The organism is Pseudomonas serbica, from assembly GCF_028823535.1.
GTDB lineage: Bacteria > Pseudomonadota > Gammaproteobacteria > Pseudomonadales > Pseudomonadaceae > Aquipseudomonas > Aquipseudomonas serbica.
Window position 1 is genome coordinate 33,701 of record NZ_JAQIYM010000014.1, and the last position, 23,033, is coordinate 56,733.

Here is a 23,033-nt window from a genome sequence, read left to right on the forward strand (position 1 = left end):
CGGCGCCACATTTCGGATAGTGAAACCTGCAACAGGTCGTGACTCCACAGAGTCGCCTTTTCAACTATCAGGAATGACTATGAACCCCGAAGACAACGCTCCATTGGCCGTGAGGCGAACGGAATCGATAAAATGCGACAACCTGCTGATCAACTATACAACGGAGTTCCGCCGTATCTGGGACAGCAGCGGCTCCAGGTCCAACCCCGCAGCCTTTTGGCGCCCTACACCCAACCCTGAGTTGTTGCCGGGCTATTTTCCCCTCGGCGATGTGGCCGCCACCGGACACCAGGACATCAACGAGAAAAGAGTGGTGATGGTGGTCTGCGAGGGTGATCAGCAGAGTGGCGATAGCAGCAAGGGACTGGCACTCAAGCCTCCCATCGACTTTGAACAAGTCTGGAGAGATACAGGTTCAGGCGCCAAGGCGGACTGTTCGATATGGCGACCGATTCCTCCCGATGGATATGTTGCATTGGGTCAGGTTAGCTCGAATGGACGAGACAGACCTTCGCTTAACAGCGTTCGTTGCGTCCGGGCAGATCTTGTCGTCCCATCATTCATCAGTGACTTGATCTGGAACGATAAGGGCAGCGGCGCCAAACAGAGCTTCAGTGCCTGGGGCATCTACCCTCCAAACGCACAGGCCGGCGAGATCTACTTCGCGCCAGGTACTTTCGTCGGTGTCGGTACTTATAACAAACCCGCCACACACATCACTGCTTATTCATTGCGAATGCAGATCCCTCTGCAAGAAAGTCCCCCACCGGTGGCTCCGGTACTCTTGGGGAACGAACAACCCTTAACTGCCGAACCGGCCAAAATCACCTACATTGCCAAACTGCCCTGGTTTACCGTCAGAGATCCCCAACTAAGACCTCTCGAGCAATTACACACATCACCGTTTTACCGCCTGGAAAGAACGGACCAATATGTACTCATCGGATACGCCAACAACCAATACGCGGTGAGCCAGACCTTCAAGTGGTCAACAAACCGGCCACAGAGCACTGAGAGTCTGGAAGGGTTCTCCCGCGCCACCTCGATCGTGGTCGACGGCCAGTGGCCAGCGCGACAACCATCCTTATTCTCGGCGCGGCTGAACACGCGTTTTGCTCACACCGAACCCTCCGACAGTTGGAATGGGCCAGCAGCAGCAGAGGTGGTCACCATTGTTGCGAAAAACAAAACTGTTGCCGCTTACGAGTTGCAGAGTACCTACAGACTACTTCGCGCAAACAACACTCAAGTGCCCGCCGAAGTCAGTTACATCGATGGCAACAGCCTGTACCTGGCGGAATATCCGCCCGCACCAGACATTGCAGCAGATAACTTGCCCGCCGCTATAGATACCGGCTCATGATCTCGTCGACCACACCGTCCTTGCGCATCTGATCCAGCGCAGCCTGTAATTTGGCGACGGTTGTCTCTGGCACGTTCTTGTTCAGCGCCAGGTACAGTTCGGCGCTGTTGAAACGCAACACGGTCTTTAACCCGTTGACCCCGTCCTGGCGCGCCAGATAGCGCCCGGCCGGGTCACCGGTAGCCCACAGGTCAATCTGGCCATTGATCAGCTTCTTCGCATTATCCTGGTCGCGCAGCACCACGATGGGCTTGAGGCCCTGCTTGGCGAGTGTTTGCGCAATCGCATCGCCCTTGTACGCGCCGATCCTGTACTTTCGCGCGTCTTCCAGGGTTTCGAGGGTGATTTTGCTGTCGGCCTTGGCCAGCATGATCCAGTCGTCCGGACCAATTGGCCCGACCCATTTGAAAAGCTGCTCACGGTCTGGCAGACGCGCCATCACGAATGCACCGTAACCGGGATTTTCCAGTGCCAGCTTGTAGACCCGTTCCCACGGAAAACGCAGGGTCAGGCTATAGGAGACGTCGGCACGCTTGAACATTTCGCGGACGATGTCCACGGCGATGCCATTGATGTTCTCATCTTGAGCGAAGTTCTTGCCATTCTTGGCCATGTTGTAGGGCGGGAAGTTTTCCGTCAGCAGCACCAGGTCCGTGGTGGAGCTGCCTGCAGCGCGTGCACTACTGATGAGCAACAAGGAAGCGCTGGCGAGGACAAGAAGAATGCTTTTAAACATGTCTGGCTACCGAAATCCATGGCGTACTCAAGAGTGCCCTGAGCCCGCCATGATGTCCACTGGCCTGTACCGGTTTGTTTAACGCATCACGATTCCGCGGTGGGCCATGTACGCCTTGGCTTCCTGCACGGTGTATTCGCCGAAGTGGAAAATACTCGCCGCCAACACCGCACTGGCGTGACCTTCGATGATGCCATCGGCCAGATGCTGCAGGTTGCCGACACCACCGGAGGCGATCACCGGAATACCCAGCGCGTCGCTGATGGCGCGGGTAACGCCCAGATCGAAACCATTTTTCATGCCGTCCTGGTCCATGCTGGTCAGCAGGATCTCACCGGCACCCAGGCCTTCCATCTTCTTCGCCCATTCAACGGCGTCGAGACCGGTTGGCTTGCGGCCACCGTGGGTGAAAATCTCCCAGCGCGGGGTTTCGCCCGGCCCCGAGACCTTCTTCGCATCGATCGCGACCACGATGCATTGCGAACCGAAATGCTGCGCCGCTTCGCCGACGAATTCCGGGTTGAACACGGCCGCGGTATTGATCGAGACCTTGTCCGCACCGGCATTGAGCAGGTTGCGGATGTCCTGCACGGTACGCACGCCACCGCCCACGGTCAGCGGGATAAACACCTGGCTGGCCATGCGCTCGACGGTATGCAGGGTGGTATCGCGACCGTCGACGCTGGCGGTGATGTCGAGAAAGGTAATCTCGTCGGCACCTTGCTCGTCGTAGCGACGGGCGATTTCAACAGGGTCGCCCGCATCGCGGATGTTCTCGAACTTCACACCTTTGACGACCCGGCCGTTGTCCACGTCCAGGCAAGGGATGATGCGTTTGGCCAGCGCCATGGTCAGTCCTCAGCCTTTGTACGAATCGCAGAAAGCTTGCGCTTCAGCGACGTCGAGGGTGCCTTCGTAGATCGCACGGCCGGTAATGGCGCCGATGATGCCTGGCGCCTTGGCGTCGAGCAGCGTCTTGATATCACCCAGGTTGTGGATGCCGCCGGAAGCGATCACCGGGATCTTCGTGGCAGCAGCCAGCGCAGCGGTGAAAGGTACGTTGCAACCTTGCATCATGCCGTCTTTGGCGATGTCGGTATAAACGATCGCGGACACGCCATCGGCTTCGAACTGCTTGGCCAGGTCGATCACTTGAATGGTGCTGATTTCAGCCCAGCCGTCGGTGGCGACAAAGCCGTCCTTGGCGTCGAGACCCACGATCACCTTGCCTGGAAACGCGCGGCAGGCTTCGGCAACGAAGGCCGGATCTTTCACAGCCTTGGTGCCGATGATCACGTAGCTCACACCCGCCTTGACGTAGTGCTCGATGGTTTCCAGGGAGCGGATACCGCCGCCGATCTGGATCGGCAGGTTCGGGTAGCGCTTGGCAATCGCGGTGACTACTTCGCCGTTGACCGGCTGGCCTTCGAACGCGCCGTTCAGGTCGACCAGATGCAGACGACGGCAACCGCCCTCCACCCACTTGGCAGCCATGCTCACCGGATCATCGGAAAACACCGTGGAATCTTCCATGCGGCCCTGGCGCAGACGAACACAGGCACCGTCTTTAAGATCGATAGCGGGAATAATCAGCATCTGGCAAACCTTCAAATTCGAATGTTAGCTTGGCTCGGAAATCAGTTTTTCTCGAGCGCCCACAGGTCGCTTTCGATGCTTTCGAACCTCTCTTTGAGGTGCGCCTGCACATCGAAAATCGCCCTGTTGTAATAGTGCGGAGCAATTTCACGGGTAAACAGCTCAAGAATTTCAGCCGCCTCGAACAAACCGAGGTCGAGCTCGAAGCGATCTTCCATGAAACGCTTGATCTTGCTGTTGGCCTCGTTCTCCTGCTCGGGAGTGAGGGTCAGGATCGGCGGCTTCTTCTTGACGGCCATTTACCAGCGACCGTCCCACGCGGCGAAGTTCTGCAGCAACTGCAGGCCATGGGTATGGCTTTTCTCCGGGTGGAACTGCACGGCGAAACGCGAGCCTTCGGCCAGCGCTGCGGCAAAATCGACACCGTAGTGACCGCCACCGACCACCTGCCGGGCATTGCCGGCGGCGATGTAGTAGCTGTGCACGAAGTAGAAACGCGCCAGGTCCGGAATGTCATGCCACAGCGGATGACTGACCTTCTGCTTCACTTCGTTCCAGCCCATGTGCGGGACTTTCAGATGCTCGCCATCCTCGACGAGATCCTTGCCGAAGAACTTCACCTGGCCCGGGAACAGGCCGATGCAGTCGACGCCGTCATTCTCTTCACTGCGCTCGAGCAGGGCTTGCATGCCGACGCAGATGCCGAGGAACGGACGGTCCTGGCTGACTTCACGCACCAGCGAATCGAACCCCAGGCGACGGATCTCCGCCATGCAATCGCGGATCGCGCCAACACCGGGGAAAACCACCCGGTCGGCTTCGCGAATCACGTTGGCATCGCTGGTGATCAGGACCTTGCCGGCACCGACGTGCTCGAGGGCCTTGGCCACCGAGTGCAGGTTGCCCATGCCGTAATCGATAACCGCGACTGTCTGCATTACAGGACGCCCTTGGTCGAAGGCATTTGTCCGGCCATGCGGTCATCGAGCTCCACAGCCATGCGCAGCGCGCGGCCGAAAGCCTTGAACACGGTTTCGATCTGGTGGTGGGTGTTGTGGCCACGCAGGTTGTCGATGTGCAGGGTGACGTTGGCGTGGTTGACGAAGCCCTGGAAAAATTCCTGGAACAGGTCAACGTCAAAGCCGCCGACGGTGGCACGGGTGTACGGAACATGCATCTGCAAGCCCGGGCGGCCAGAGAAGTCGATCACCACGCGCGACAGCGCTTCATCGAGCGGCACGTAGGCGTGGCCGTAGCGACGGATGCCTTTCTTGTCGCCGATGGCTTTGGTGAATGCCTGGCCCAGGGTGATACCGACGTCTTCCACGGTGTGGTGGTCATCGATATGCAGGTCGCCTTTGCTGACGATATCCAGGTCGATCAGCCCGTGACGGGCGATCTGGTCCAGCATGTGCTCAAGAAAAGGAACACCGATATCAAATCGGGCCTTTCCGGTGCCATCCAGGTTGATCGAGGCTTTGATCTGGGTTTCCAGAGTGTCGCGCTCGACTGACGCCATACGTTCGGCCATCACCAGCTCCGCAAAATCATTGGGCGAAAAAGGCAACCATTATAGGGGCGCGGGCGCGAAACAGAAACACGAGAGGTGATATCGCTGACGGATAGAATCCCCAGTCGTCGGGGATAGACATGTCCATACAAGCCGGCATTCATTGCCAATGCACGGCGTTCGCCCCTTTGTAGGAGCTGGCTTGCCAGCGAAGGCGGCCTATCTAACAGACCGCGTCACATTGATCGCCAGCAAGCCGGCTCCTACAGAGGGCTGGATGTCAGTGGAAGAGCACCGCCGTTTTCTGCAACGTCACCCAGACACCCCATGCCAATGGAATACCCACCACCAGCCAGGCAGCAATCGCCAGAGGCCTGCTACCCGGCGCCGCTTTCCACTCCAGCGACGTGCTGGCGTCAGCCCCTTTGTCGTGACCCAGCGCCTGTTCGGCAGCCAGTTCCGCGTCGGTCATGAAGTACTTGTCAGCCACCGGACGAACCAGCAGGTTGCACAGGAAACCCAGCACCAGCAGGCCCGCGAGGATGTACAGGGTGATGTCATAAGCCGCAGCACGCTCAACACCAATGCTCAGCTGATACTCACGCAGATAGTTCACCAGCACCGGCCCCAACACGCCCGCCGCCGCCCACGCCGTCAGCAAACGCCCATGGATCGCGCCGACCATTTGCGTACCGAACAGGTCCGCGAGATACGCCGGAACAGTCGCAAAACCACCGCCGTACATCGACAGGATGATGCAGAACGCCGCCACGAACAGCGCAATGTTGCCCAGATGGCCAAGGTTCGGGATCAACGCATACAGCGCGAAGCCCAAGGCAAAGAACACAAAATAGGTGTTTTTCCGGCCCAGGTAGTCGGAGAACGATGCCCAGAAGAACCGGCCACCGATGTTGAACAGGCTCAGCAGACCGGTGAATCCGGCGGCGATTGCTGCAATCGAAGCCAGTTGCGAAGCATCCAGTTGACCGAATGTCAGATCGTTGCCCAACAACTTGCCGGCAAACACCTCCTGCAACAGCGGCGAAGCCATGCCGAGGATGCCGATGCCCGCCGATACGTTGAGGCACAGCACCAGCCATACCAGGCGGAACTGTGGCGTTTTCCACGCCACATTCACATGCACATGACGATGGGTGATCATCGCGTTCGCGGCTTTTTTCGCCGGCGCCGTCCAGCCTTCAGGCTTCCAGCCGGTAGGCGGTACACGATAGGACAGCGCGCCGCCGATCATGAACACGAAATAGATCGCCGCCATGACCAGGAAGCTCTGCCACACGCCGACACTGGTCGGTGAAGCGAAGTGACTCATCAACGCTGCCGCCAATGGTGCACCGACCATCGCGCCCCCGCCGAACCCCATGATCGCCATGCCGGTCGCCATGCCGCGCTTGTCCGGGAACCACTTGATCAGGGTCGACACCGGCGAGATGTAACCCAGGCCCAGGCCGATACCGCCAATGACCCCGGAGCCGATCCACATCAGCCAGATCTGGTGGGTATAGACCCCCAGCGCGGAAATCAGCAGGCCGCCGCACCAGCACAGCGCCGAGACGACACCCGCCTTGCGTGGTCCGGCGTGTTCCAGCCAGCCACCCCAGATGGCTGCCGAGCAACCCAGGAAGATGAAAAACAGCGTGTAGATCCAGCCGAGCATTGAAATCGGCCAGTCGCATTGCGAAGAAAAGACCTGGGCGATGAAGCTCATGTCCGGTGCACAAGCCACTGGGGCGGTGATGCCCAGCGCCTTGGACAGCGGCAACCAGAACACCGAAAAGCCGTAGGCCATGCCGATGCACAGATGGATGGCCAACGCGGCCGGTGGCACCAGCCACCGGTTGAAACCGGGCCTGGCGATGATGCGTTCCTTGGAAAGGAACGCGGTCTGGTCGGCCTGAAGGCCGTCCGCCGTGATACTCGTGGTCATTGTGTATCCCCCAATTATTATAAGGTTCGGCCAGCCACTCTCCGCCCTCAGCCTTTATGCACGCAGACATGACTGTTTTATTCAGGGAAAGCTCGTTTTATGCGACATCATGCCGCGCAGGGACGGACGAACAGAGGAAGGGTAGCATTTGCCAATGAGCAAAAAACCAAAGTGACATCACGTTTTCGATTTCCTACCCCTGAAGGAACCTCCCGTCCGGTCATGGTCGAACGGCTGAACAAGTTCTTCGGTACCGCGCCGAAATTGTAGGAAAAATTACTTTTTGCCTGGATGCTCGACACTCTGCCCTCGTGATCTGCCCGGTCGCTCGCGGTGGAGCGCTATACTCCCCGGCTAAATTTCGAATTCGACTAACTACAAGGACTCGCCCATGAAAGCGTTCGGCAAAATCCTGGGTCTGGTGCTTCTCGGGCTGTTGCTGATCGTAGTGGCGCTGGGCTTCGCCCTGACCCACCTCTTCGATCCCAACGACTACAAAGACGAGATACGCCAGATAGCCCGCGACAAGGCCCACATCGAGCTGACGCTCAATGGCGATATCGGCTGGAGCCTGTTCCCGTGGCTGGGCCTGGAACTGCACGATGCGGCGGTCGCCACCCTGGCCAAGCCTGCCGATCCGTTCGCCGACCTGCAGATGCTCGGCCTGTCGGTCCGCGTGCTGCCGTTGCTGCGCCGTGAGGTGCAGATGAGCGATGTGCGCGTCGAAGGCTTGAACCTGCGCCTGAACCGTGACAAGGATGGCCACGGCAACTGGGAAGACATCGGCAAGGCGCCCAAGCCTGCAACCACGGCCACGCCTGCCGAGAGCAGCGGCGAACCCGAGTCGCCAACCACCGCCCAGGCCGAGAAACCGGCCCAGCCCATTCGCCTGGACATCGACAGCCTGACCGTCAACAACGCCCGCGTTGAATACAGCGACGAAAAAACCGGCAAGCAATTCAGCGCCGAAAGCATCCAGCTCAGTACCGGCCCGGTGCACGACTCGACCAATATCCCGCTCAAGCTCACCGCATTCCTGGGCACCAACCAGCCGGTTCTGCGGGTGCGTACAGAGCTCAGCGGCGAGTTGCGCTTCGAGCGCGCGCTGCAGCGCTACAAGCTCGAAGACATGAAGTTGTCCGGTGAAGTCGCCGGCGATCCGTTGCAAGGCAAGACCATGACCTTCGCCGCCCAGGGGCAGTTGCTGCTGGACAAGGCCGCCAACGTCGCCGAATGGACCGGGATCAAGGTCTCCGCCAACCAGTTGCGAGCGCTGGGCGAGCTGAAAGTCAATGACCTGGACAAGACCCCGCAGGTCAGCGGCGGACTGTCGATTGCCCAGTTCGACCTGGCGAAATTCGTCGACAGCATCGGCCAGAAACTCCCGGCCATGGCCGAAGGCAGCCTGAGCAAAGTCGAAGTGGCCACGCGCCTGGCCGGCACGCCTTCCAGCCTTACGCTGGATGACCTCAATCTGAAAGTCGACGACAGCACCTTTACTGGGCGCATCGCCGTCGAGGACTTTGCCAAACAATCCCTGCGCGCAACCCTCAAGGCCGACACCTTCAACGTCGACCGTTACCTGCCGCCCAAGTCGGCCGAAGCCAACAGCGCCAAGCAAGTGCGCCAGGCCGAAGTCGCCAGCACCGAAGCCGATGCCATGGCCGGGGCCGGCAGCACACCGCTGCCACCATCGCCGACCAAAGAGGCGTGGAGCAACGAACGCCTGTTGCCAGTGGAGCGCCTGGCCAAGCTGGATGTAGACGCCGACCTGACCTTCGGCCAACTGACCCTGGAAAAACTGCCGATCAAGAACGCCGTACTCAAGGCCAGCGGCCAGGACGGACTGTTGACGCTGACGAGCCTGCGCGGCGACCTGTACGAGGGCAACTTCGACGCCAAAGGCACCCTCGATGTGCGCCAGCAGACACCTGTGGTTAGCATGCAGACACAGATCAGCCGGGTGCCCGCGGAAAAAATCCTTGAAAGCCAGGGCAAGGAACCACCGGTCAAGGGCCTTGTAACCCTCAACAGCACCCTCACCGGTAGCGGCAACAGCCAGAAAGCGCTGATCGAAACCCTCAACGGCAACGCCAGTTTCGTCATCAACAATGGCGTGCTGCTCAATGCCAACCTGGAACAGCAGTTGTGCAAAGGCATCGCCACGCTCAACCGCAAAACCCTCAGCGGCGAGCCGCGGGGCAAGGACACACCCTTCCAGGAGCTCAAGGGCAACCTGACCTTGCGCAACGGCGTCGCGAGCAACCCGGACCTGAAAGTGCGCATCCCGGGCATGACCGTCAACGGCGACGGCGATGTCGACCTGCGCGTCCTGGGCATGGATTACCGCGTGGGCATCATTGTCGAAGGCGACAAGAGCGACATGCCGGACCCGGCTTGCCAGGTGGGCGAAAAATTTGTCGGCATCCAGTGGCCGTTGCGTTGCCGCGGCCCGCTGGAGCTCGGCGCCAAGGCCTGCCGCCTGGATAACGAACGCATGGGCCAGGTCGCGAGCAAACTGGCGGGCGAGCGCATCGGCGACAAAATCGACGAGAAACTGGGCGACAAGGTCAGCCCGGAACTCAAGGACGCACTCAAGGGGCTGTTCAAGCGATGAGAGCCGAGCAGTTTTCATCGGCGGTACTGGAATGGTTCGACCGCCACGGCCGCCACGATTTGCCTTGGCAACAGGGCATCACCCCGTATCGGGTGTGGGTCTCGGAAATCATGTTGCAGCAAACCCAGGTCAGCACTGTGCTCAATTACTTCGACCGGTTCATGGCGTCGCTGCCGACGGTAGAAGCCCTTGCAGCGGCGCCCGAAGACGAAGTGCTGCACCTGTGGACGGGCCTGGGGTACTACACCCGTGCGCGCAATCTGCAGAAGACCGCGAAGATCGTCGTCGAGCAGTACGGCGGTGAGTTTCCCCGGGACGTGGAAAAGCTCACCGACCTGCCGGGCATCGGCCTGTCCACGGCCGGCGCGATCGCCAGCATCAGCATGGGCCTGCGCGCGCCCATCCTCGACGGCAACGTCAAGCGCGTGCTGGCGCGTTTTACCGCACAAGAGGGTTACCCAGGCGAGCCGAAGGTCGCCAAACAGCTCTGGGCCAACGCTGAGCGCTTTACGCCGCACGATCGGGTCAACGCCTACACCCAGGCGATGATGGACCTGGGCGCCACGCTCTGCACCCGCAGCAAGCCGAGCTGCCTGCTCTGCCCGCTGCAGAAGGGTTGTGAAGCGCACATGCTCGGCCTGGAAACCCGCTACCCGATTCCCAAGCCACGCAAAGCCATCCCGCAGAAACGCACGCTGATGCCGATGCTCGCCAATGCCGAAGGGGCGATCCTGCTTTACCGCCGCCCCTCCACGGGCCTGTGGGGCGGTTTATGGAGCCTGCCGGAACTCGATGACCTCGACGACCTGCAACACCTCGCCGCGCAACACTCGCTGGCCCTGGGCAACCCGCAGGCACTGCCGAGCCTGGTGCACACCTTCAGCCATTTCCAGTTATCCATCGAACCCTGGCTGGTCCAGGTCCAGGAAGCCGGCCATCACGTGGCCGAGGCCGACTGGCTCTGGTATAACCTCGCCACCCCGCCGCGCCTGGGCCTTGCCGCCCCGGTCAAGACCTTGCTCGAACGCGCGGCCGTCGTATTGAACGCAGGAGAGTCGTCATGACCCGCACCATCATGTGCCGCAAGTACAAAGAAGAATTGCCCGCCCTGGAGCGCGCTCCATTCCCGGGCGCCAAAGGCCAGGACATTTTTGACCACGTCTCGGCCAAGGCCTGGGCCGACTGGCAAAAACACCAGACCCTGCTGATCAACGAAAAGCGCCTGAACATGATGAACGCCGAAGATCGCAAATATCTGCAGGGCGAGATGGACAAGTACTTCTCCGGCGAGGAATACGCCAAGGCCGAAGGCTACGTTCCGCCTGCGGAGTAAGCCTGTGGAGTCGGGGGGCGGATCGTAAGCGACGGTAATAATTAAATATTTTTTGATAACTTGCTTGACGACCCCCTGAAAAACCAGTTTAATGCGCCCCGTTGCCCAGATAGCTCAGTCGGTAGAGCAGGGGATTGAAAATCCCCGTGTCGGCGGTTCGATTCCGTCTCTGGGCACCACCTTTCGTTTTCAGGTGATGCCAAGCACACCTGAAAGCACACAAAAAACCCGCCTAGTGCGGGTTTTTTGCTTTCCAGGGTTTGTACTCTTGCGTGCCCCCCGTGAAAGCCTGGTGCAGGCGATCACAAGGGGCGACGGGAGCAGCCCGGCCTCAGCGGATCACTCCGCCATCTGCAGCTCCGGCAGTTGCACCCGGAACCCGCGTGTGACGCCCAGCAGACAAACGAGCCCCAACCCCATCCAGCACAGCCCGATCATGAACGACATGCTGGACAGGCTGGTCCACAGCCAGAGGGTGCTGAGGAACCCCAGGGCCGGTACCGCGCCGTACAACAGGCAGTTGCGGGTGCCGCGCAGCTTCTGGTCGACCAGGTAATGCTTGATGACCGCCAGGTTCACCGCCGAGAACGCGAAGAGCGCACCGAAGCTGATCATGTTGGCCACGGTATCCAGGGTGATGAACAGGGCAATCAGCGAGAACAGGCTGACCAGCATGATCGCGGTGGCCGGCACCCGTTTCTTCGAGACCAGCCTGCCGAACACCCGGGGCAGCGCGCCGTCGCGGCCCATGGCGAACAGCACCCGGGAGACGCTGGCCTGGGAGACCATCGCCGAGGCAAAACAGCCGGCCACATAGGTGGCGGTAAACGCGGTCACCAGCAGTTCTCCCCCCACGCGACGCATGACGTCCAGCGACGCCGAGTCCGGGTCGGCAAAGGTGTTCCATTGCGGGTAGACCATTTGCGCGAAATACGAGACGAGGACAAACAGCAGGCCACCGAGCAGGCTCACCACCATGATCGCGAGGGGGATCAGACGCCGCGGGTTGGGCGTTTCCTCGGCCATGGTCGACACCGCGTCGAAACCGAGAAAGGACAGGCAGAGAACCGCCGCGCCAGACATGATCAGCGGCACGCTGAAGCCCTCATGGTGGAAGGGTGCGAGCAGCGAGACGGGCTCTGCCTGATCCCCCAGGTTGTGGATCGACAACGCAACGAACACCACGATGAAGACCAACTGGACAACCACCAGCAGCAAGTTGACCCGGGTGATGGATTCGATACCGATCAGGTTGAGGAAGGTCACCAGGGCGATGGAGCCGAGCACCCACACCGCAGCGGGGACCGCGGGGAAGTATTCGGACATGTAGATGCCGATCAGCAAATAACTGAGCAGCGGCAGGAAGATGTAGTCCAGCAACAAGGTCCACCCAGCCATGAAGCCAAAGTAGCTACCGAAGGCCTTGCGCGTATAGGAATACACAGATCCCGAATACGGATGCGCCTGCACCATGCGCCCGTAGCTGTAAGCGGTCAGCAGCATGGCGGCGAGGGTCAGCAAATACGCAGTTGGTAAGTGCCCCTTGGTCATCTGGGTCACCAGGCCATAGGTGGTGAACACCGCCAGCGGGACCATATACGCCAGGCCGAAGAGCACCAGCGCGCCAAGCCCCAGGGATTGTCGAAACCTGCCGGGCGAATCTGCTTGCGACGGGCAATGATGGGAAGGAGTATCGGCCACGCTTGTTATTGTATTCATTGCTGACTCCTGAAAATTTGAATGCAGGACGCTGCGGTATCCGAAGCACGGATACCGTGAGTGAATTGATCTGCTGAAGGGCGGGCTGCCCAATGTCGGGCAGCCTCTTGTTCAATCGATAGGCACGCAGGGCGATGTAACGCTGTCGATCACCACCCCGCTCACAGATGACCTCAAAGCTTTCCCGCGATCCGTGCCGTGCGGTCTACCGCGATGCGGGTCTTTTCCACCAGCTCGTCCAGTTCTGTGCGCGTTGCCACGAGTGCCGGCGCCATGATCATGCGGCCCAAGGTCGAACGAATGATCACGCCCTCTTCAAAACCGAAGGTGCGGCACTGCCAGGCCAGGTCGTTTTCGTTGGCGAAGCGTTTGCGCGTGGCCTTGTCCTCGGCGAACTGCAAGGCCGCCACGAGGCCCGCGCCCTGGATCTCGCCGACCATTGGATGGTTGCCGAACACTTCGCGCAGAATCTGCTGCAAGTACGGCCCGGTATCCTCCTTCACCTGGCGAACGATACCTTCATCACGCAGCGCCTTGAGGTTGGCGAGCGCCACTGCGGCCGCGACCGGGTGTCCGGAATAGGTCAGGCCGTGGGCGAAGACACCGCCCTGCTCCACCAGCGCATCGGCAATGCGCTTGCCCAGCACCAAACCACCCATCGGCACATAACCGGAAGTCAGGCCCTTGGCGATCGACAGGGTGTCCGGCTCGAAACCGAAATGCTCGTGGGCGAACCACTCGCCGGTGCGGCCAAAGCCACCTATCACTTCATCGGCACACAGCAGCACATCATATTGACGGCAGATGCGCTGGATTTCCGGCCAGTAGCTCTCGGGCGGGAAGATCATGCCGCCAGCGCCCTGGAAAGGCTCGGCGATAAAGCCCGCGATATTTTCGGCGCCCAGCTCAAGAATTTTCTCTTCCAGCTGCAAAGCGCAGCGACGACCGAACTCGGCCGGGGTCAGCTCGCCACCCTGGGCGAACCAGTAAGGCTCATCGATGTGCGCGATGTCCGGAATCAGGCCGCCCATCTCGTGCATGAACTTCATCCCGCCCAGCGCAGTGGCCGCCAGGGTCGAGCCGTGATAACCGTTCCAGCGGCCGATCATGATCTTCTTCTGCGGCTTGCCGACAACCTGCCAGTAACGGCGAACGGTACGGATCAGCACCTCGTTCGCTTCGGAGCCGGAGTTCGTGTAGATGACGTGGCTGTAGTGGCCCGGCAGGAGGCTGAACAGCAGCTCGGACAACTCGATCACCGCTGGGTGGGTGGTGTGGAAGAACATGTTGTAGTACGACAACTGGTTCATCTGCGCAGCCGCCGCGGCGCTCAGGTCCTTGCGACCATAACCGAGCTGGGTGCACCACAGGCCCGACATGCCGTCCAGGTAACGTTTGTCATCGTTGTCCCAGAGATACAGGCCCTCGCCTCGGACCATCACTCGAGGACCTTCGGCATTGAGCGCCTTTTGATCCACAAACGCATGGATGTGGTGGGCGGCATCGGACTGCTGGTAATCCTCAGTCTGCCGTTTCGGTTCGAAGGGTGCATTCATGGCTTTTTTCTCTTTTGTTGATAGTCACGCGAGGGGTAGCAAGTGCGCTCAGCGGCTCTTGCTCATGTAGCTTTCAAGAGGGTCTTTGCTGAGCACGCCCTGGGCTTCGGCCAACGAATCGATAAACAGTGAAAACAACTCCGATTGCGTGCCGATATCGAGCTTGCAGTAGACGTTCTTGCGATGGGACTTGATGGTGTCCTCCGATACCCCGAGGCGTTCGGCCAGGGAGCGGGTCGAATGGCCACGCAGGATCAGTTGGGCGATGCGGCATTCGCGCTCGGTCAGGATCGACGAACCGAAGTTATTCAGGGCCGAGTGGATGCGCTGCTCCAGCTGGTTTTCGAAGCGCGCGCCGCGCGTATCCAGGCCGACAAAGTGCTTGCCCAGCAAGGTCAGGACCCAGGGTGCAATGCGCTTGAACTGCTGCGTCGTCGCTGCATCCAGTTTTTCCGTGAACGCCAGTGAAACAGCCAGGCTCAGCCCGGGAGCAGACTGCAGGATGTAGTTCAGCTCGTCCTGCAGGTGCGAGTGCCGATAGAACGACTGGTAGTACTCGCTGAGTTCGAAGTGGTCGGGCGCGACCTCGGCGAGGTCATAGCAACCGGAGCTGACGCCTTCCACACAGGCACCGTAGAACGGGTCGAGCAGGTAGAACCCAGACAGGTACTGGCGCACATTGCCTTGCGGCAGCCAGGGGCCATCCAGTTCGAACAGCGCGCTGGGCATGCCACCATGCGGATACTGGTACAGCGTCGTCGCCTGAATAGGCCAGATACAGCCCAGGGTTTCGAACAGCGTCGCGGTGAATCCCGGTTGACCGATACTCTCGGTCACCTTGGCCATCTGTTCGAACCATTGCGCAGAAAAAAACCGATCGTTTTCCACTTCAAAGACTCGCCGAAAGAACGGTTGGGAGCGACACAAGTTGACTGGTGCCGGGGTTGAAATGATGTTCCCACGCTCGCAAAACTGCCGATATCACCCGTTGGGGTGAGTCGACCAAAGGGCGCAGAATGAGCGCCCCTGCTGCCCCGCCAGCAGGAAAAGCACGCCACCCCGAGAGGTGCGTGCAGATGGTTTTTTCCTGCCACGCCGTGCGACGTGGCCGAGGGCCGCGGACTTAACGAAGCTGGAACCAGGTGGTTTTGAGTTGCGTGTACTTGTCGAACGAATGAAGGGAAAGATCGCGCCCGAAACCGGACTGTTTGCCGCCACCAAAAGGAATGGCGACATCCAGTGCATCCATGGTGTTGACCGAGACGGTCCCGGCCTTCAAGGCCCGGGCCACACGATGCGCACGGTTCAGGTCATCACTCCAGACTGACGCGGCGAGCCCGTAGATGCTGTCGTTGGCCAACTCAATCGCCTCTTCTTCGGTGTCGAAGGCACTGACGGCCAGCACCGGACCGAAAACCTCATCACGGGCCAGGCTCATGTTTCGACCCACGCCAGCGAAAATCGTCGGCTGGATAAAGTTCGAAGAGCCATTGATCGTCAGGCGTTCACCGCCTGCCAGGATCTTCGCGCCTTCGCCTTGAGCCTGCTCGATCGCCCTCATGATGCGGTCGGCCTGCTCGCTATCGACGATGGCACCGGCCCTGCTCTGAGGGTCGAGGGGATCACCGGGCATCCAGGTCCGAGCCTTGGCAATCAGGCGCTCGACGAATTCATCATGGATAGATCGTTGCACGTAGAGCCGGGAGTTGGCCGAGCAGACCTCGCCCTGGTTGAAGAAGATGCCGAACGCGGCCTTTTCCGCGGCCAGATCCAGGTCCTGGCAGTCTTCGAAGACCAGGTTCGGGCTCTTGCCGCCGCACTCCAGCCAGACCTGCTTGAGGTTGGACTGGGCCGAGTACTGCATGAAGTACTTGCCGACCTGGGTCGAACCGGTGAACACCAGGCAGTCCACATCAGGATGCAGTCCCAGGGCCTTGCCGGCACTTTCACCCAGGCCCGGGACAACATTCAATACCCCTTCCGGCATGCCGGCCTCGAGCGCCAACTGACCCAGGCGCAAGGCAGAAAATGGCGACTGCTCGGCAGGCTTGAGGACCACGCTGTTTCCGGCAGCCAATGCCGGGGCGAGTTTCCAGGCCGCCATGTCCAGGGGGAAATTCCATGGCACCACGGCGGCAACCACCCCAAGGGCCTCGCGGGTGATGGTGGCGAGGGCATTGCGCGCGGTAGGCGCCACCTGGTCATAGAGCTTGTCCAGGGCCTCACCGTACCAGGCGAACACATGGGCCGCGCCAGGTACATCAATGTTGTAGGCATCCATGACCGGCTTGCCCATGCTCAGCGAGTCGAGCAGTGCCAACTCCTCGCGGTTGGCCAGGAGCAGTTCGCAGAGCCGGATCAGGATCTTCTTGCGTTCCACCGGCGCCATCCGCGCCCACGGCCCCTCCTCGAACGCCCGGCGCGCCGAACGCACGGCGAGGTTCACTTCGTCCTCGCCGCATGCAGTAACAGATGCCAGCAGCTGGTTGGTCGCCGGATTGATCACCTCGAAAGTCGCACCCGAGGCGCACGCAACCTGCTGCCCTCCGATCAACGCATTTTCAATGAATGTTTGGCGGGCAGCCCGCTGCTGCCAGTAGTTGAGATCGAGCACACGCTACTCCCATGCCGACCGCTGATACGGTCAGTTTTTATTGGTTTCGCAGGATCATGCTCGACTCTGGCGGCGAGGAAAAATAGTAAAAATATGCTCGGTCCCCAAGAAAAAGCTCGGTAGTGCCGGGGGTGAGGAGCAGTAGGTATGACTCAGTTTTGTATGTCCGGGATTTAACAACTCCACTGCAAACGAAAATTCCTACACCTATCAAGCACTCCTTCCTTCCAGTTGTGCCCGCTCTTCATACAGTGTTTTAGGATCCCTCTCATAGAGCGCAAAAGTTTAGGCGGCGAAAATACGGCAGCAGCAAATCTGCCTGCATGCATTCACGTTCAAACGTAAGGAAGCAGCTCTTGAATAAGCTTTTGAAATTCCTCGCCCTATCGACAATCATTGTCGCCGCCAGCGGCTGCGTCAGTTACAACAATAGCCAGCCGTCCTCGCCAATCGATAGCACCGTCAAAGCAGACTTGAAAGCGGACATCGCCGTCGGTGACGCGATCTCCGGCCAGTCTTCGGTCAACGTTCTGTTCGGCTTTCTTAAATTTGGTGGCGACTCGCAATTTGCCGACGGCGTCAGCTATGGCGGCCAGAGCGGTGGCTTGAGCAGCCTGGGCCTTGATCCGGTCAGCGCAGTCAAATCTGCTGCGGCCTACAAAGCGGTCAAGTCTTCCGGTGCCGACCTGATCGTCGCCCCTCGCTATGAAGTGAACGAAGAAAACTATTTCATCTTCAAGAAAGTATCCGTCACGGTAAAAGGCAACAAAGGCAACATCCGCAGCATCCGCTAACTCCATCCCCCAGGTGTTTGTTCAGCAACCCATCCATCGCGCATTGGCAAACCGAAACTCTAGCGCGCGGTGTTCCGCAAACGGCCGTGAAAGCGGCTGTTTGCGGATTTGAGTGCTGACGAAAAGCCTCGCGTCTGCGACTAGGCTATACACCGCCATTCCAGTGAAATACCAGATTGCGCGCGGTTCCTGTCCCAACATCCGCGGTATCACGCCTTGTCTCACCCGCACGCGTCGCAACCACCGTGTACTTGCCAGGAGGCAGTTGGACGTACACCAGCGGACCCGCCCCCGTCAGGTTCAACACGCTTTGACCCTGCGCGTTATGAATGGCTACATCGACATCCGGAATATATTCATTCTCGACGCCGACGGAGAACGTCATATGCAAGTTGTAACCCGAAGTTTGCTGGATTGCCTTCGCCTCATCCTCGCCAATACCTCCGGACAAATAGGTAATTCCGTTTTGTTCTTGCCGTTGAACCTGCACACCCGAATTGTCGATCGGCTCGAGGCTGGCGGCCTGCGGTGCAACCGGCAACATCAACACGCCGATAGCGACAAGGGGCAGGAACAGTGACTTCACAGATTTCATGATGACGACTCCCGGGTCCCATGGAACCCAATCGTTACTCAACTTGGATTTCCGGCACGGTCGTCGTGTTTTAGAACGATTTGAACTTGCAGCCACTACGAAACGTACTACGGGGATCGCTCCCTCAACCTTCACATCTATCTGCTTGCTCCCCAACACTTGCGAAGGTGCGGACCGTGGAGTTCGGCTCGAGACGCACTGCGCCTCGAATTGAGCTGGACGCTCTACCGCAGGCTTCTACGCGTAGACAACGAAAAGGCACGCAAGTGGTATATGGACGATGCAGCTGAGCAAAACTGGTCAAGCCGTCGACCTGAGGACTATCTTAGGCAGCTACCCGCAAAGGTCCGACGCCGATGAATTTGCAGGACACTCCATCCCTCACCCCCCGTCAAATCGAGCTGCCGCTCAAGCCTGGCACTTCGGGCGAACCGTTCAAGCAACCCGCCTCCGACGGTTTCGTCCTTGGCGGCTTCACCTGGCGACAGGCGGATCAGGACTCTTCTCGAGCAGTCGTCATCATCAACGCCGCCACCTCGGTGCGCTGCCGACACTACTCGCGCTTCGCCGATTACCTGTTTGCCAACGGCTTCGATGTCATCACCTATGACTACCGTGGCATCGGCGAATCTCGGCCCGCATCGATGAAAACACTTGAGGCGTCCTGGTCCGATTGGGGGACCCTGGACTTCGAGGCGATGCTCAAGCGCGCACAGCGTGAATTTCCCGGTCAACCGATCGATGTGGTCGGTCACAGTTTTGGAGGTTGCGCAGCGGGCCTGGGATCGTCCGGAGCGCTAATCCGTCGCCTGGTGACAGTCGGTGCGCAATTCGCTTACTGGCGCGACTATGAGCCCGCTCAGCGCTGGCGGATGTTTGCCAAGTGGCATGTAGTGATGCCACTGGTGACGATGCTGTGCGGCTACTTTCCCGGCAAACGCCTCGGCTGGCTAGAAGACACGCCAGCCGGTGTGGTCCGAGACTGGAGCACGCCCACCCCGCGATACGAGAAGCGCCCCAGCGGCCAGGACATCCATGTCAAAAACTTCGCAGCCGTCACCGCGAGAACCCTGGCTATCAGTATCAGCGACGATCCCTACGGCACTGTCCCGGCCATCGAACGCCTGCTCGGCTACTTCACCGCGGGCATAAACACCCACCTGCGCATTACCCCCGGAGACATCGGCGAACAAGAAGTTGGACATTTCGCCTTTTTTCGCAGCGCATACCAAGCCACACTATGGCCCATCGCATTGTCCTGGCTGCAAAACGGCGAGCTGCCCCCCGACGCACCCGGGCGGACAGTACCTCGCAGCTAAGTCACCTGCCCTTTTCACCGAATTACGGAACGACGCCCATGGCCTCTGCCAACAAACAGCAAAAACGCGCCTCCCGCGCCAAGGCCAAGGCCAAGCAGAACCGCACCCAAAGGGCGGCTGCGCCGGTCGAGCTGGACCCGAACGACGATCGCATCGACTTCGAGTCGGTGGACCTGACCGAACTGTTCAAGAAAATGATCGACGCCGAGAAGCTCAGCCAGCAGGCCATGTGCACGGCCTTCCTCGAAGACCCGCTGCTGGAGCTGGTGTACGAGCAGGAAGGCGAAGAAGGCGCGATGGACTTTATCCTCGCCGCCCTGATCGAATATCGCCAATGGTCCACCGAAACCGACGAAGCCGGTGCCCTGGCGTGGATCGAATCCCCAGCCTTCCAGGCTGACTACGTGGCGGCGTCCGACGCTATTGCCGCGCAAACCCAACAGAAACCGAACTGAGTTCCCATGGCCTCCCTGAACAAGCAACAGAAACGCGCCAAACGCGCAAAAGCCAAAGCCAAGCAGATCAATATCCACGGCCGCAAGCCCGCCGCGCTGGACGATGACCTAGGCCACCTCGCCGAGCCGATCCCGGAATACACCCTGGCGATGTTCAGCAAAATGCGCGACGCGGAAGCCGTCAGCCGCAGCGAAATGCTCTCGGTGTTGCTGACGAACCTGGCCTTCATCATCATCGACCATCCAGAACTGCTGGACATGGAAAACGCCGACGACGAAGGCATGGCCGCTACCCACCTGGCCGCCGACATGCTGATCGACTACCGCATGTGGGCCGACGGCATGGACCGCGAAACCGCCCAGGCATGGCTCAGCGAGCCACAGTTCATCGCCGATTTCAGCGCTGCACTGGATGTCTACCGCGAGTCGCTGGAAGCGCCGGAAGAAAAAGCCGAGTAAGGGTTACGACTCAAACAAAAAACGGCCGCTCGTCATCACTGACAGCGGCCGTTTTTTTGGCTCTGAATCGAGCGCACTCCTTCCGTCAGCCCCAACGTATATCCCATTGACATATCCAACACAAAACCTATCCTTTGGACTCATCACGCTAAAAAAGCGCAGGAGGCCCCTATGGAACAGACAACTCTTTTCATGAGCAATCGAAGCCAGGCCGTTCGCCTGCCGAAAGCTGTAGCGATGCCGAACGACGTGAAACGAGTCGACGTCGTCGCCGTCGGTCGAAGCCGCATCATCACGCCCGCCGGCGAGACCTGGGATAGTTGGTTCGATGGCGAAAGCATCACGCCAGATTTCATGGCCGATCGCGAGCAACCCGCCGATCAGGAGCGCGAGTCGTTCTGATGATCAAGTACATGCTCGATACCAACATCTGCACCTTCACCATCAAGAACAAACCACAAATGGTACGGGAGGCATTCAACCGTCATCACGGCCAACTGTGCATCAGTGCGGTCACGTTGATGGAGCTGATTTACGGAGCGGAAAAGTCGGCAGCCCCCGAAAGAAACCTGGCGGTCATAGAAGGCTTCGCCGCCCGACTTGAAGTCCTTCCCTTCGACAACGAAGCAGCAGCACACACTGGAATGATTCGATCCGAACTGGCAAAGGCAGGCAAACCCATAGGTCCATACGACCAGATGATTGCCGGTCACGCACGCTCACGCGGGTTTATCGTGGTCACCAATAACTTGCGGGAGTTTGAGCGTGTTCCAGGGTTACGCGTAGAAGACTGGGTTCATGCCGAATGAACATAAAGCAATCGACTCAAACAAAAACGGCCGCTCGTCATCACTGACAGCGGCCGTTTTTTATTACGCGCTACGAATCAGCTCAGCACGACCGTGCCACGCTGCTCCAGTTTGCGACGACGTGCTACCAGCAAGCCGGCAGCAACGACCAGAACGGCCAGCAAGCCAGTCGCGAGGATCTCCACGCGGTGAGCCTCCTGGAACAACATGATGGTCAGGGCCGCGACGATGAACACGATCACCGCGTAGGTCAGGCCCGGGAACAACCACATGCTGAACACGATTTTCTCACCGCGAGCCATGCGCTGCTTGCGCATGCGCAGTTGCGAGATTGCAATCACCAGGTACACCAGCAGCGCAATGGCGCCGGAGCTGGCCAGCAGGAATTCGAACACCGCAGCCGGGGCCACGTAGTTGGCGAAAGTGGCCAGGAACGCTGCGCCAGTCGACAGCATGACTGCCCAGTAAGGCGTGCCACTTTTGTTGGTGCGGGTAGACATGGCCGGTGCGTCACCGCGCTTGCCCAGGGAAAACAGCATGCGCGACGAGGTGTAGAGCGCCGAGTTCAGGCAGCTGGTCACGGCGACCAATACCACGATGTCGACGATCATCTTGGCGTTCGGGATACCCATGCGTTCAAGCACAGTCTGGTAGGAGCCGAGGCTGGCCAGGACCGGGTCGTTCCATGGCACCAGGGCCACGACGATGAAGATCGAGACGAGGTAGAACAAGCCGATCCGCCAGATCACCGAATTGGTGGCCTTGGAGATTTGCTTGCCTGGGTTCTTCGATTCCGCGGCCGCGATGGTCACGATCTCGGTACCCATGAAGGAGAACATGGTGGTCAGGATGGCACCCAGCACCGCGCCCATGCCGTTAGGCAGGAAACCCTGGGTGTCGAACAGGTGTGAAACGCCGCTGACCTGACTGTTTGGCAGGAAGCCGAAGATCGCCATCACGCCGAGCACAATAAAACCGATGATCGCCAGGACCTTGATCAGGGCGAACCAGAACTCGAACTCGCCGTAGTTCTTCACGCTGAAGAGGTTGGTCACGGTCAGCAGCATCGTGATCACCAGGGCGAAGGCCCAGATGTCTACGCCAGGGAACCAGGCATGCAGGATGGTAGCGGCGGCGTTGGCTTCCAACGGGATGACGAGCACCCAGAACCACCAGTACAGCCAGCCGATGGTGAAGCCGGCCCAGTGACCGATCGCGCGATCGGCGTATGTCGAGAAGGAGCCCGTGTCCGGCGAGGCAACAGCCATTTCACCAAGCATGCGCATCACCAACACCACCAGCATGCCGGCAGCGGCGTAAGCCAGGAGCACGGCCGGGCCTGCTGCAGCGATAGCGTGGCCCGAACCAACGAACAGGCCGGCGCCGATAACCCCGGCAATCGACAGCATGGTGACATGCCGCGGTTTGAGCCCCTGTTCGAGGCCGTTAGAGCTTTGGGTACTGCTCATTGAAACTACCTTTGTAAGGAAAAGCGAATGCGTTCATCCCGCTCGTGTTCCCTCTTGTAAAAAGAAACAAACGGGGCGTTCCGGAATCTGCACGCAATATTTGCGCCAAAATGTTTCAACACCGTCTACCACGGTGATCTCGCC

General features: G+C 59.6%; 23 protein-coding genes, 1 tRNA gene and 1 pseudogene. 12 read left to right on the forward strand and 13 right to left on the reverse strand.

Annotation, left to right across the window (positions count from 1 at the left end):
- The first annotated feature begins 79 nt into the window (after nucleotides 1-79).
- Nucleotides 80-1,363, forward strand: a complete 1,284-nt coding sequence (locus tag NQL71_RS22335; protein ID WP_274643309.1) for a Vps62-related protein — start codon at nucleotides 80-82, stop codon at nucleotides 1,361-1,363.
- Here NQL71_RS22335 and NQL71_RS22340 read toward each other — a convergent pair.
- From NQL71_RS22340 to NQL71_RS22370, 7 genes are all read right to left on the reverse strand, one after another.
- On the reverse strand, nucleotides 1,344-2,099 hold the full coding sequence (locus tag NQL71_RS22340; protein WP_077186143.1) for a substrate-binding periplasmic protein: 756 nt from the start codon (nucleotides 2,097-2,099) through the stop codon (nucleotides 1,344-1,346). The two genes, NQL71_RS22335 and NQL71_RS22340, sit on opposite strands and share 20 nt — an antisense overlap.
- Before the next feature lie 78 nt (nucleotides 2,100-2,177).
- Entirely contained in the window at nucleotides 2,178-2,948 is a 771-nt protein-coding gene (gene hisF / locus NQL71_RS22345; RefSeq protein WP_007972752.1) for an imidazole glycerol phosphate synthase subunit HisF, read from the reverse strand.
- Between the two features lie 9 nt (nucleotides 2,949-2,957).
- Nucleotides 2,958-3,695, reverse strand: a complete 738-nt coding sequence (hisA, locus tag NQL71_RS22350; RefSeq protein WP_007972753.1) for a 1-(5-phosphoribosyl)-5-[(5-phosphoribosylamino)methylideneamino]imidazole-4-carboxamide isomerase — start codon at nucleotides 3,693-3,695, stop codon at nucleotides 2,958-2,960.
- A 41-nt stretch (nucleotides 3,696-3,736) separates the two neighbouring features.
- Nucleotides 3,737-3,994, reverse strand: a complete 258-nt coding sequence (locus NQL71_RS22355; protein ID WP_274643310.1) for a DUF2164 domain-containing protein — start codon at nucleotides 3,992-3,994, stop codon at nucleotides 3,737-3,739.
- Nucleotides 3,995-4,633: an imidazole glycerol phosphate synthase subunit HisH gene (hisH, locus tag NQL71_RS22360; RefSeq protein ID WP_077186145.1), complete on the reverse strand. Its 639-nt coding sequence runs from the start codon at nucleotides 4,631-4,633 to the stop codon at nucleotides 3,995-3,997.
- On the reverse strand, nucleotides 4,633-5,226 hold the full coding sequence (hisB, locus tag NQL71_RS22365) for an imidazoleglycerol-phosphate dehydratase HisB (protein WP_007939452.1): 594 nt from the start codon (nucleotides 5,224-5,226) through the stop codon (nucleotides 4,633-4,635). The genes hisH and hisB overlap by 1 nt, the downstream gene beginning before the upstream one ends.
- A 259-nt stretch (nucleotides 5,227-5,485) precedes the next feature.
- On the reverse strand, nucleotides 5,486-7,150 hold the full coding sequence (locus NQL71_RS22370; protein ID WP_274643311.1) for an OFA family MFS transporter: 1,665 nt from the start codon (nucleotides 7,148-7,150) through the stop codon (nucleotides 5,486-5,488).
- Between the two features lie 391 nt (nucleotides 7,151-7,541).
- Here NQL71_RS22370 and NQL71_RS22375 point away from each other — a divergent pair, with 391 nt between their 5' ends.
- The 4 genes from NQL71_RS22375 to NQL71_RS22390 all read left to right on the forward strand — a co-directional run bounded on the left by NQL71_RS22375 (nucleotide 7,542) and on the right by NQL71_RS22390 (nucleotide 11,279).
- A complete protein-coding gene (locus NQL71_RS22375; protein ID WP_077186147.1) occupies nucleotides 7,542-9,767 on the forward strand; it encodes an AsmA family protein in 2,226 nt (741 codons plus the stop codon).
- Nucleotides 9,764-10,831: an A/G-specific adenine glycosylase gene (mutY, locus tag NQL71_RS22380; protein WP_046815288.1), complete on the forward strand. Its 1,068-nt coding sequence runs from the start codon at nucleotides 9,764-9,766 to the stop codon at nucleotides 10,829-10,831. Before NQL71_RS22375 ends, mutY begins: the two co-directional genes overlap by 4 nt.
- The gene (locus NQL71_RS22385; protein WP_008024947.1) at nucleotides 10,828-11,100 is read left to right on the forward strand and encodes an oxidative damage protection protein; all 273 of its coding nucleotides are present in this window, start codon (nucleotides 10,828-10,830) and stop codon (nucleotides 11,098-11,100) included. The genes mutY and NQL71_RS22385 overlap by 4 nt, the downstream gene beginning before the upstream one ends.
- A 103-nt stretch (nucleotides 11,101-11,203) precedes the next feature.
- Nucleotides 11,204-11,279, forward strand: a tRNA-Phe gene (locus NQL71_RS22390).
- Nucleotides 11,280-11,439: 160 nt separating this feature from the next.
- On the opposite strand, the gene NQL71_RS22395 is transcribed toward NQL71_RS22390, so the two are convergent.
- From NQL71_RS22395 to NQL71_RS22410, 4 genes are all read right to left on the reverse strand, one after another.
- Entirely contained in the window at nucleotides 11,440-12,819 is a 1,380-nt protein-coding gene (locus NQL71_RS22395; protein WP_166619027.1) for an APC family permease, read from the reverse strand.
- A 173-nt stretch (nucleotides 12,820-12,992) separates the two neighbouring features.
- Nucleotides 12,993-14,375: an aspartate aminotransferase family protein gene (locus NQL71_RS22400; RefSeq protein WP_274643312.1), complete on the reverse strand. Its 1,383-nt coding sequence runs from the start codon at nucleotides 14,373-14,375 to the stop codon at nucleotides 12,993-12,995.
- Between the two features lie 48 nt (nucleotides 14,376-14,423).
- The gene (locus NQL71_RS22405) at nucleotides 14,424-15,221 is read right to left on the reverse strand and encodes a helix-turn-helix transcriptional regulator (RefSeq protein ID WP_046815435.1); all 798 of its coding nucleotides are present in this window, start codon (nucleotides 15,219-15,221) and stop codon (nucleotides 14,424-14,426) included.
- Nucleotides 15,222-15,498: 277 nt separating this feature from the next.
- On the reverse strand, nucleotides 15,499-16,989 hold the full coding sequence (locus NQL71_RS22410; protein ID WP_046815291.1) for an aldehyde dehydrogenase: 1,491 nt from the start codon (nucleotides 16,987-16,989) through the stop codon (nucleotides 15,499-15,501).
- A gap of 356 nt (nucleotides 16,990-17,345) precedes the next feature.
- On the opposite strand from NQL71_RS22410, the gene NQL71_RS22415 reads away from it, so the two are divergent.
- Nucleotides 17,346-17,783, forward strand: coding sequence for a hypothetical protein (locus NQL71_RS22415; protein WP_143512487.1), 438 nt, complete (start codon nucleotides 17,346-17,348; stop codon nucleotides 17,781-17,783).
- Between the two features lie 145 nt (nucleotides 17,784-17,928).
- On the opposite strand, the gene NQL71_RS22420 is transcribed toward NQL71_RS22415, so the two are convergent.
- Nucleotides 17,929-18,378 carry a hypothetical protein gene (locus tag NQL71_RS22420; RefSeq protein ID WP_077186150.1) on the reverse strand — a complete coding sequence of 150 codons (450 nt, stop codon included), beginning with the start codon at nucleotides 18,376-18,378 and terminating at the stop codon, nucleotides 17,929-17,931.
- Between the two features lie 189 nt (nucleotides 18,379-18,567).
- On the opposite strand from NQL71_RS22420, the pseudogene NQL71_RS22425 reads away from it, so the two are divergent.
- The 6 genes and pseudogenes from NQL71_RS22425 to vapC form a co-directional block, all read left to right on the forward strand.
- A pseudogene (locus NQL71_RS22425) lies at nucleotides 18,568-18,714 on the forward strand (DUF1016 N-terminal domain-containing protein); the annotation flags it as partial.
- A 20-nt stretch (nucleotides 18,715-18,734) separates the two neighbouring features.
- Nucleotides 18,735-19,697 (forward strand): alpha/beta hydrolase family protein, encoded by a 963-nt coding sequence (locus NQL71_RS22430; protein ID WP_077186151.1) that lies wholly within the window; start codon nucleotides 18,735-18,737, stop codon nucleotides 19,695-19,697.
- 38 nt (nucleotides 19,698-19,735) lie between these two features.
- Nucleotides 19,736-20,152 carry a hypothetical protein gene (locus NQL71_RS22435; protein WP_046815295.1) on the forward strand — a complete coding sequence of 139 codons (417 nt, stop codon included), beginning with the start codon at nucleotides 19,736-19,738 and terminating at the stop codon, nucleotides 20,150-20,152.
- A gap of 6 nt (nucleotides 20,153-20,158) precedes the next feature.
- Entirely contained in the window at nucleotides 20,159-20,611 is a 453-nt protein-coding gene (locus tag NQL71_RS22440; protein ID WP_046815296.1) for a hypothetical protein, read from the forward strand.
- A 171-nt stretch (nucleotides 20,612-20,782) separates the two neighbouring features.
- Nucleotides 20,783-21,013, forward strand: coding sequence for a type II toxin-antitoxin system VapB family antitoxin (gene vapB / locus NQL71_RS22445; RefSeq protein ID WP_046815297.1), 231 nt, complete (start codon nucleotides 20,783-20,785; stop codon nucleotides 21,011-21,013).
- Nucleotides 21,013-21,420, forward strand: a complete 408-nt coding sequence (gene vapC / locus NQL71_RS22450; RefSeq protein WP_077186152.1) for a type II toxin-antitoxin system tRNA(fMet)-specific endonuclease VapC — start codon at nucleotides 21,013-21,015, stop codon at nucleotides 21,418-21,420. The genes vapB and vapC overlap by 1 nt, the downstream gene beginning before the upstream one ends.
- A gap of 77 nt (nucleotides 21,421-21,497) precedes the next feature.
- On the opposite strand, the gene gabP is transcribed toward vapC, so the two are convergent.
- A complete protein-coding gene (gabP, locus tag NQL71_RS22455) occupies nucleotides 21,498-22,889 on the reverse strand; it encodes a GABA permease (protein ID WP_046815299.1) in 1,392 nt (463 codons plus the stop codon).
- Between the last annotated feature and the right edge of the window lie 144 nt (nucleotides 22,890-23,033).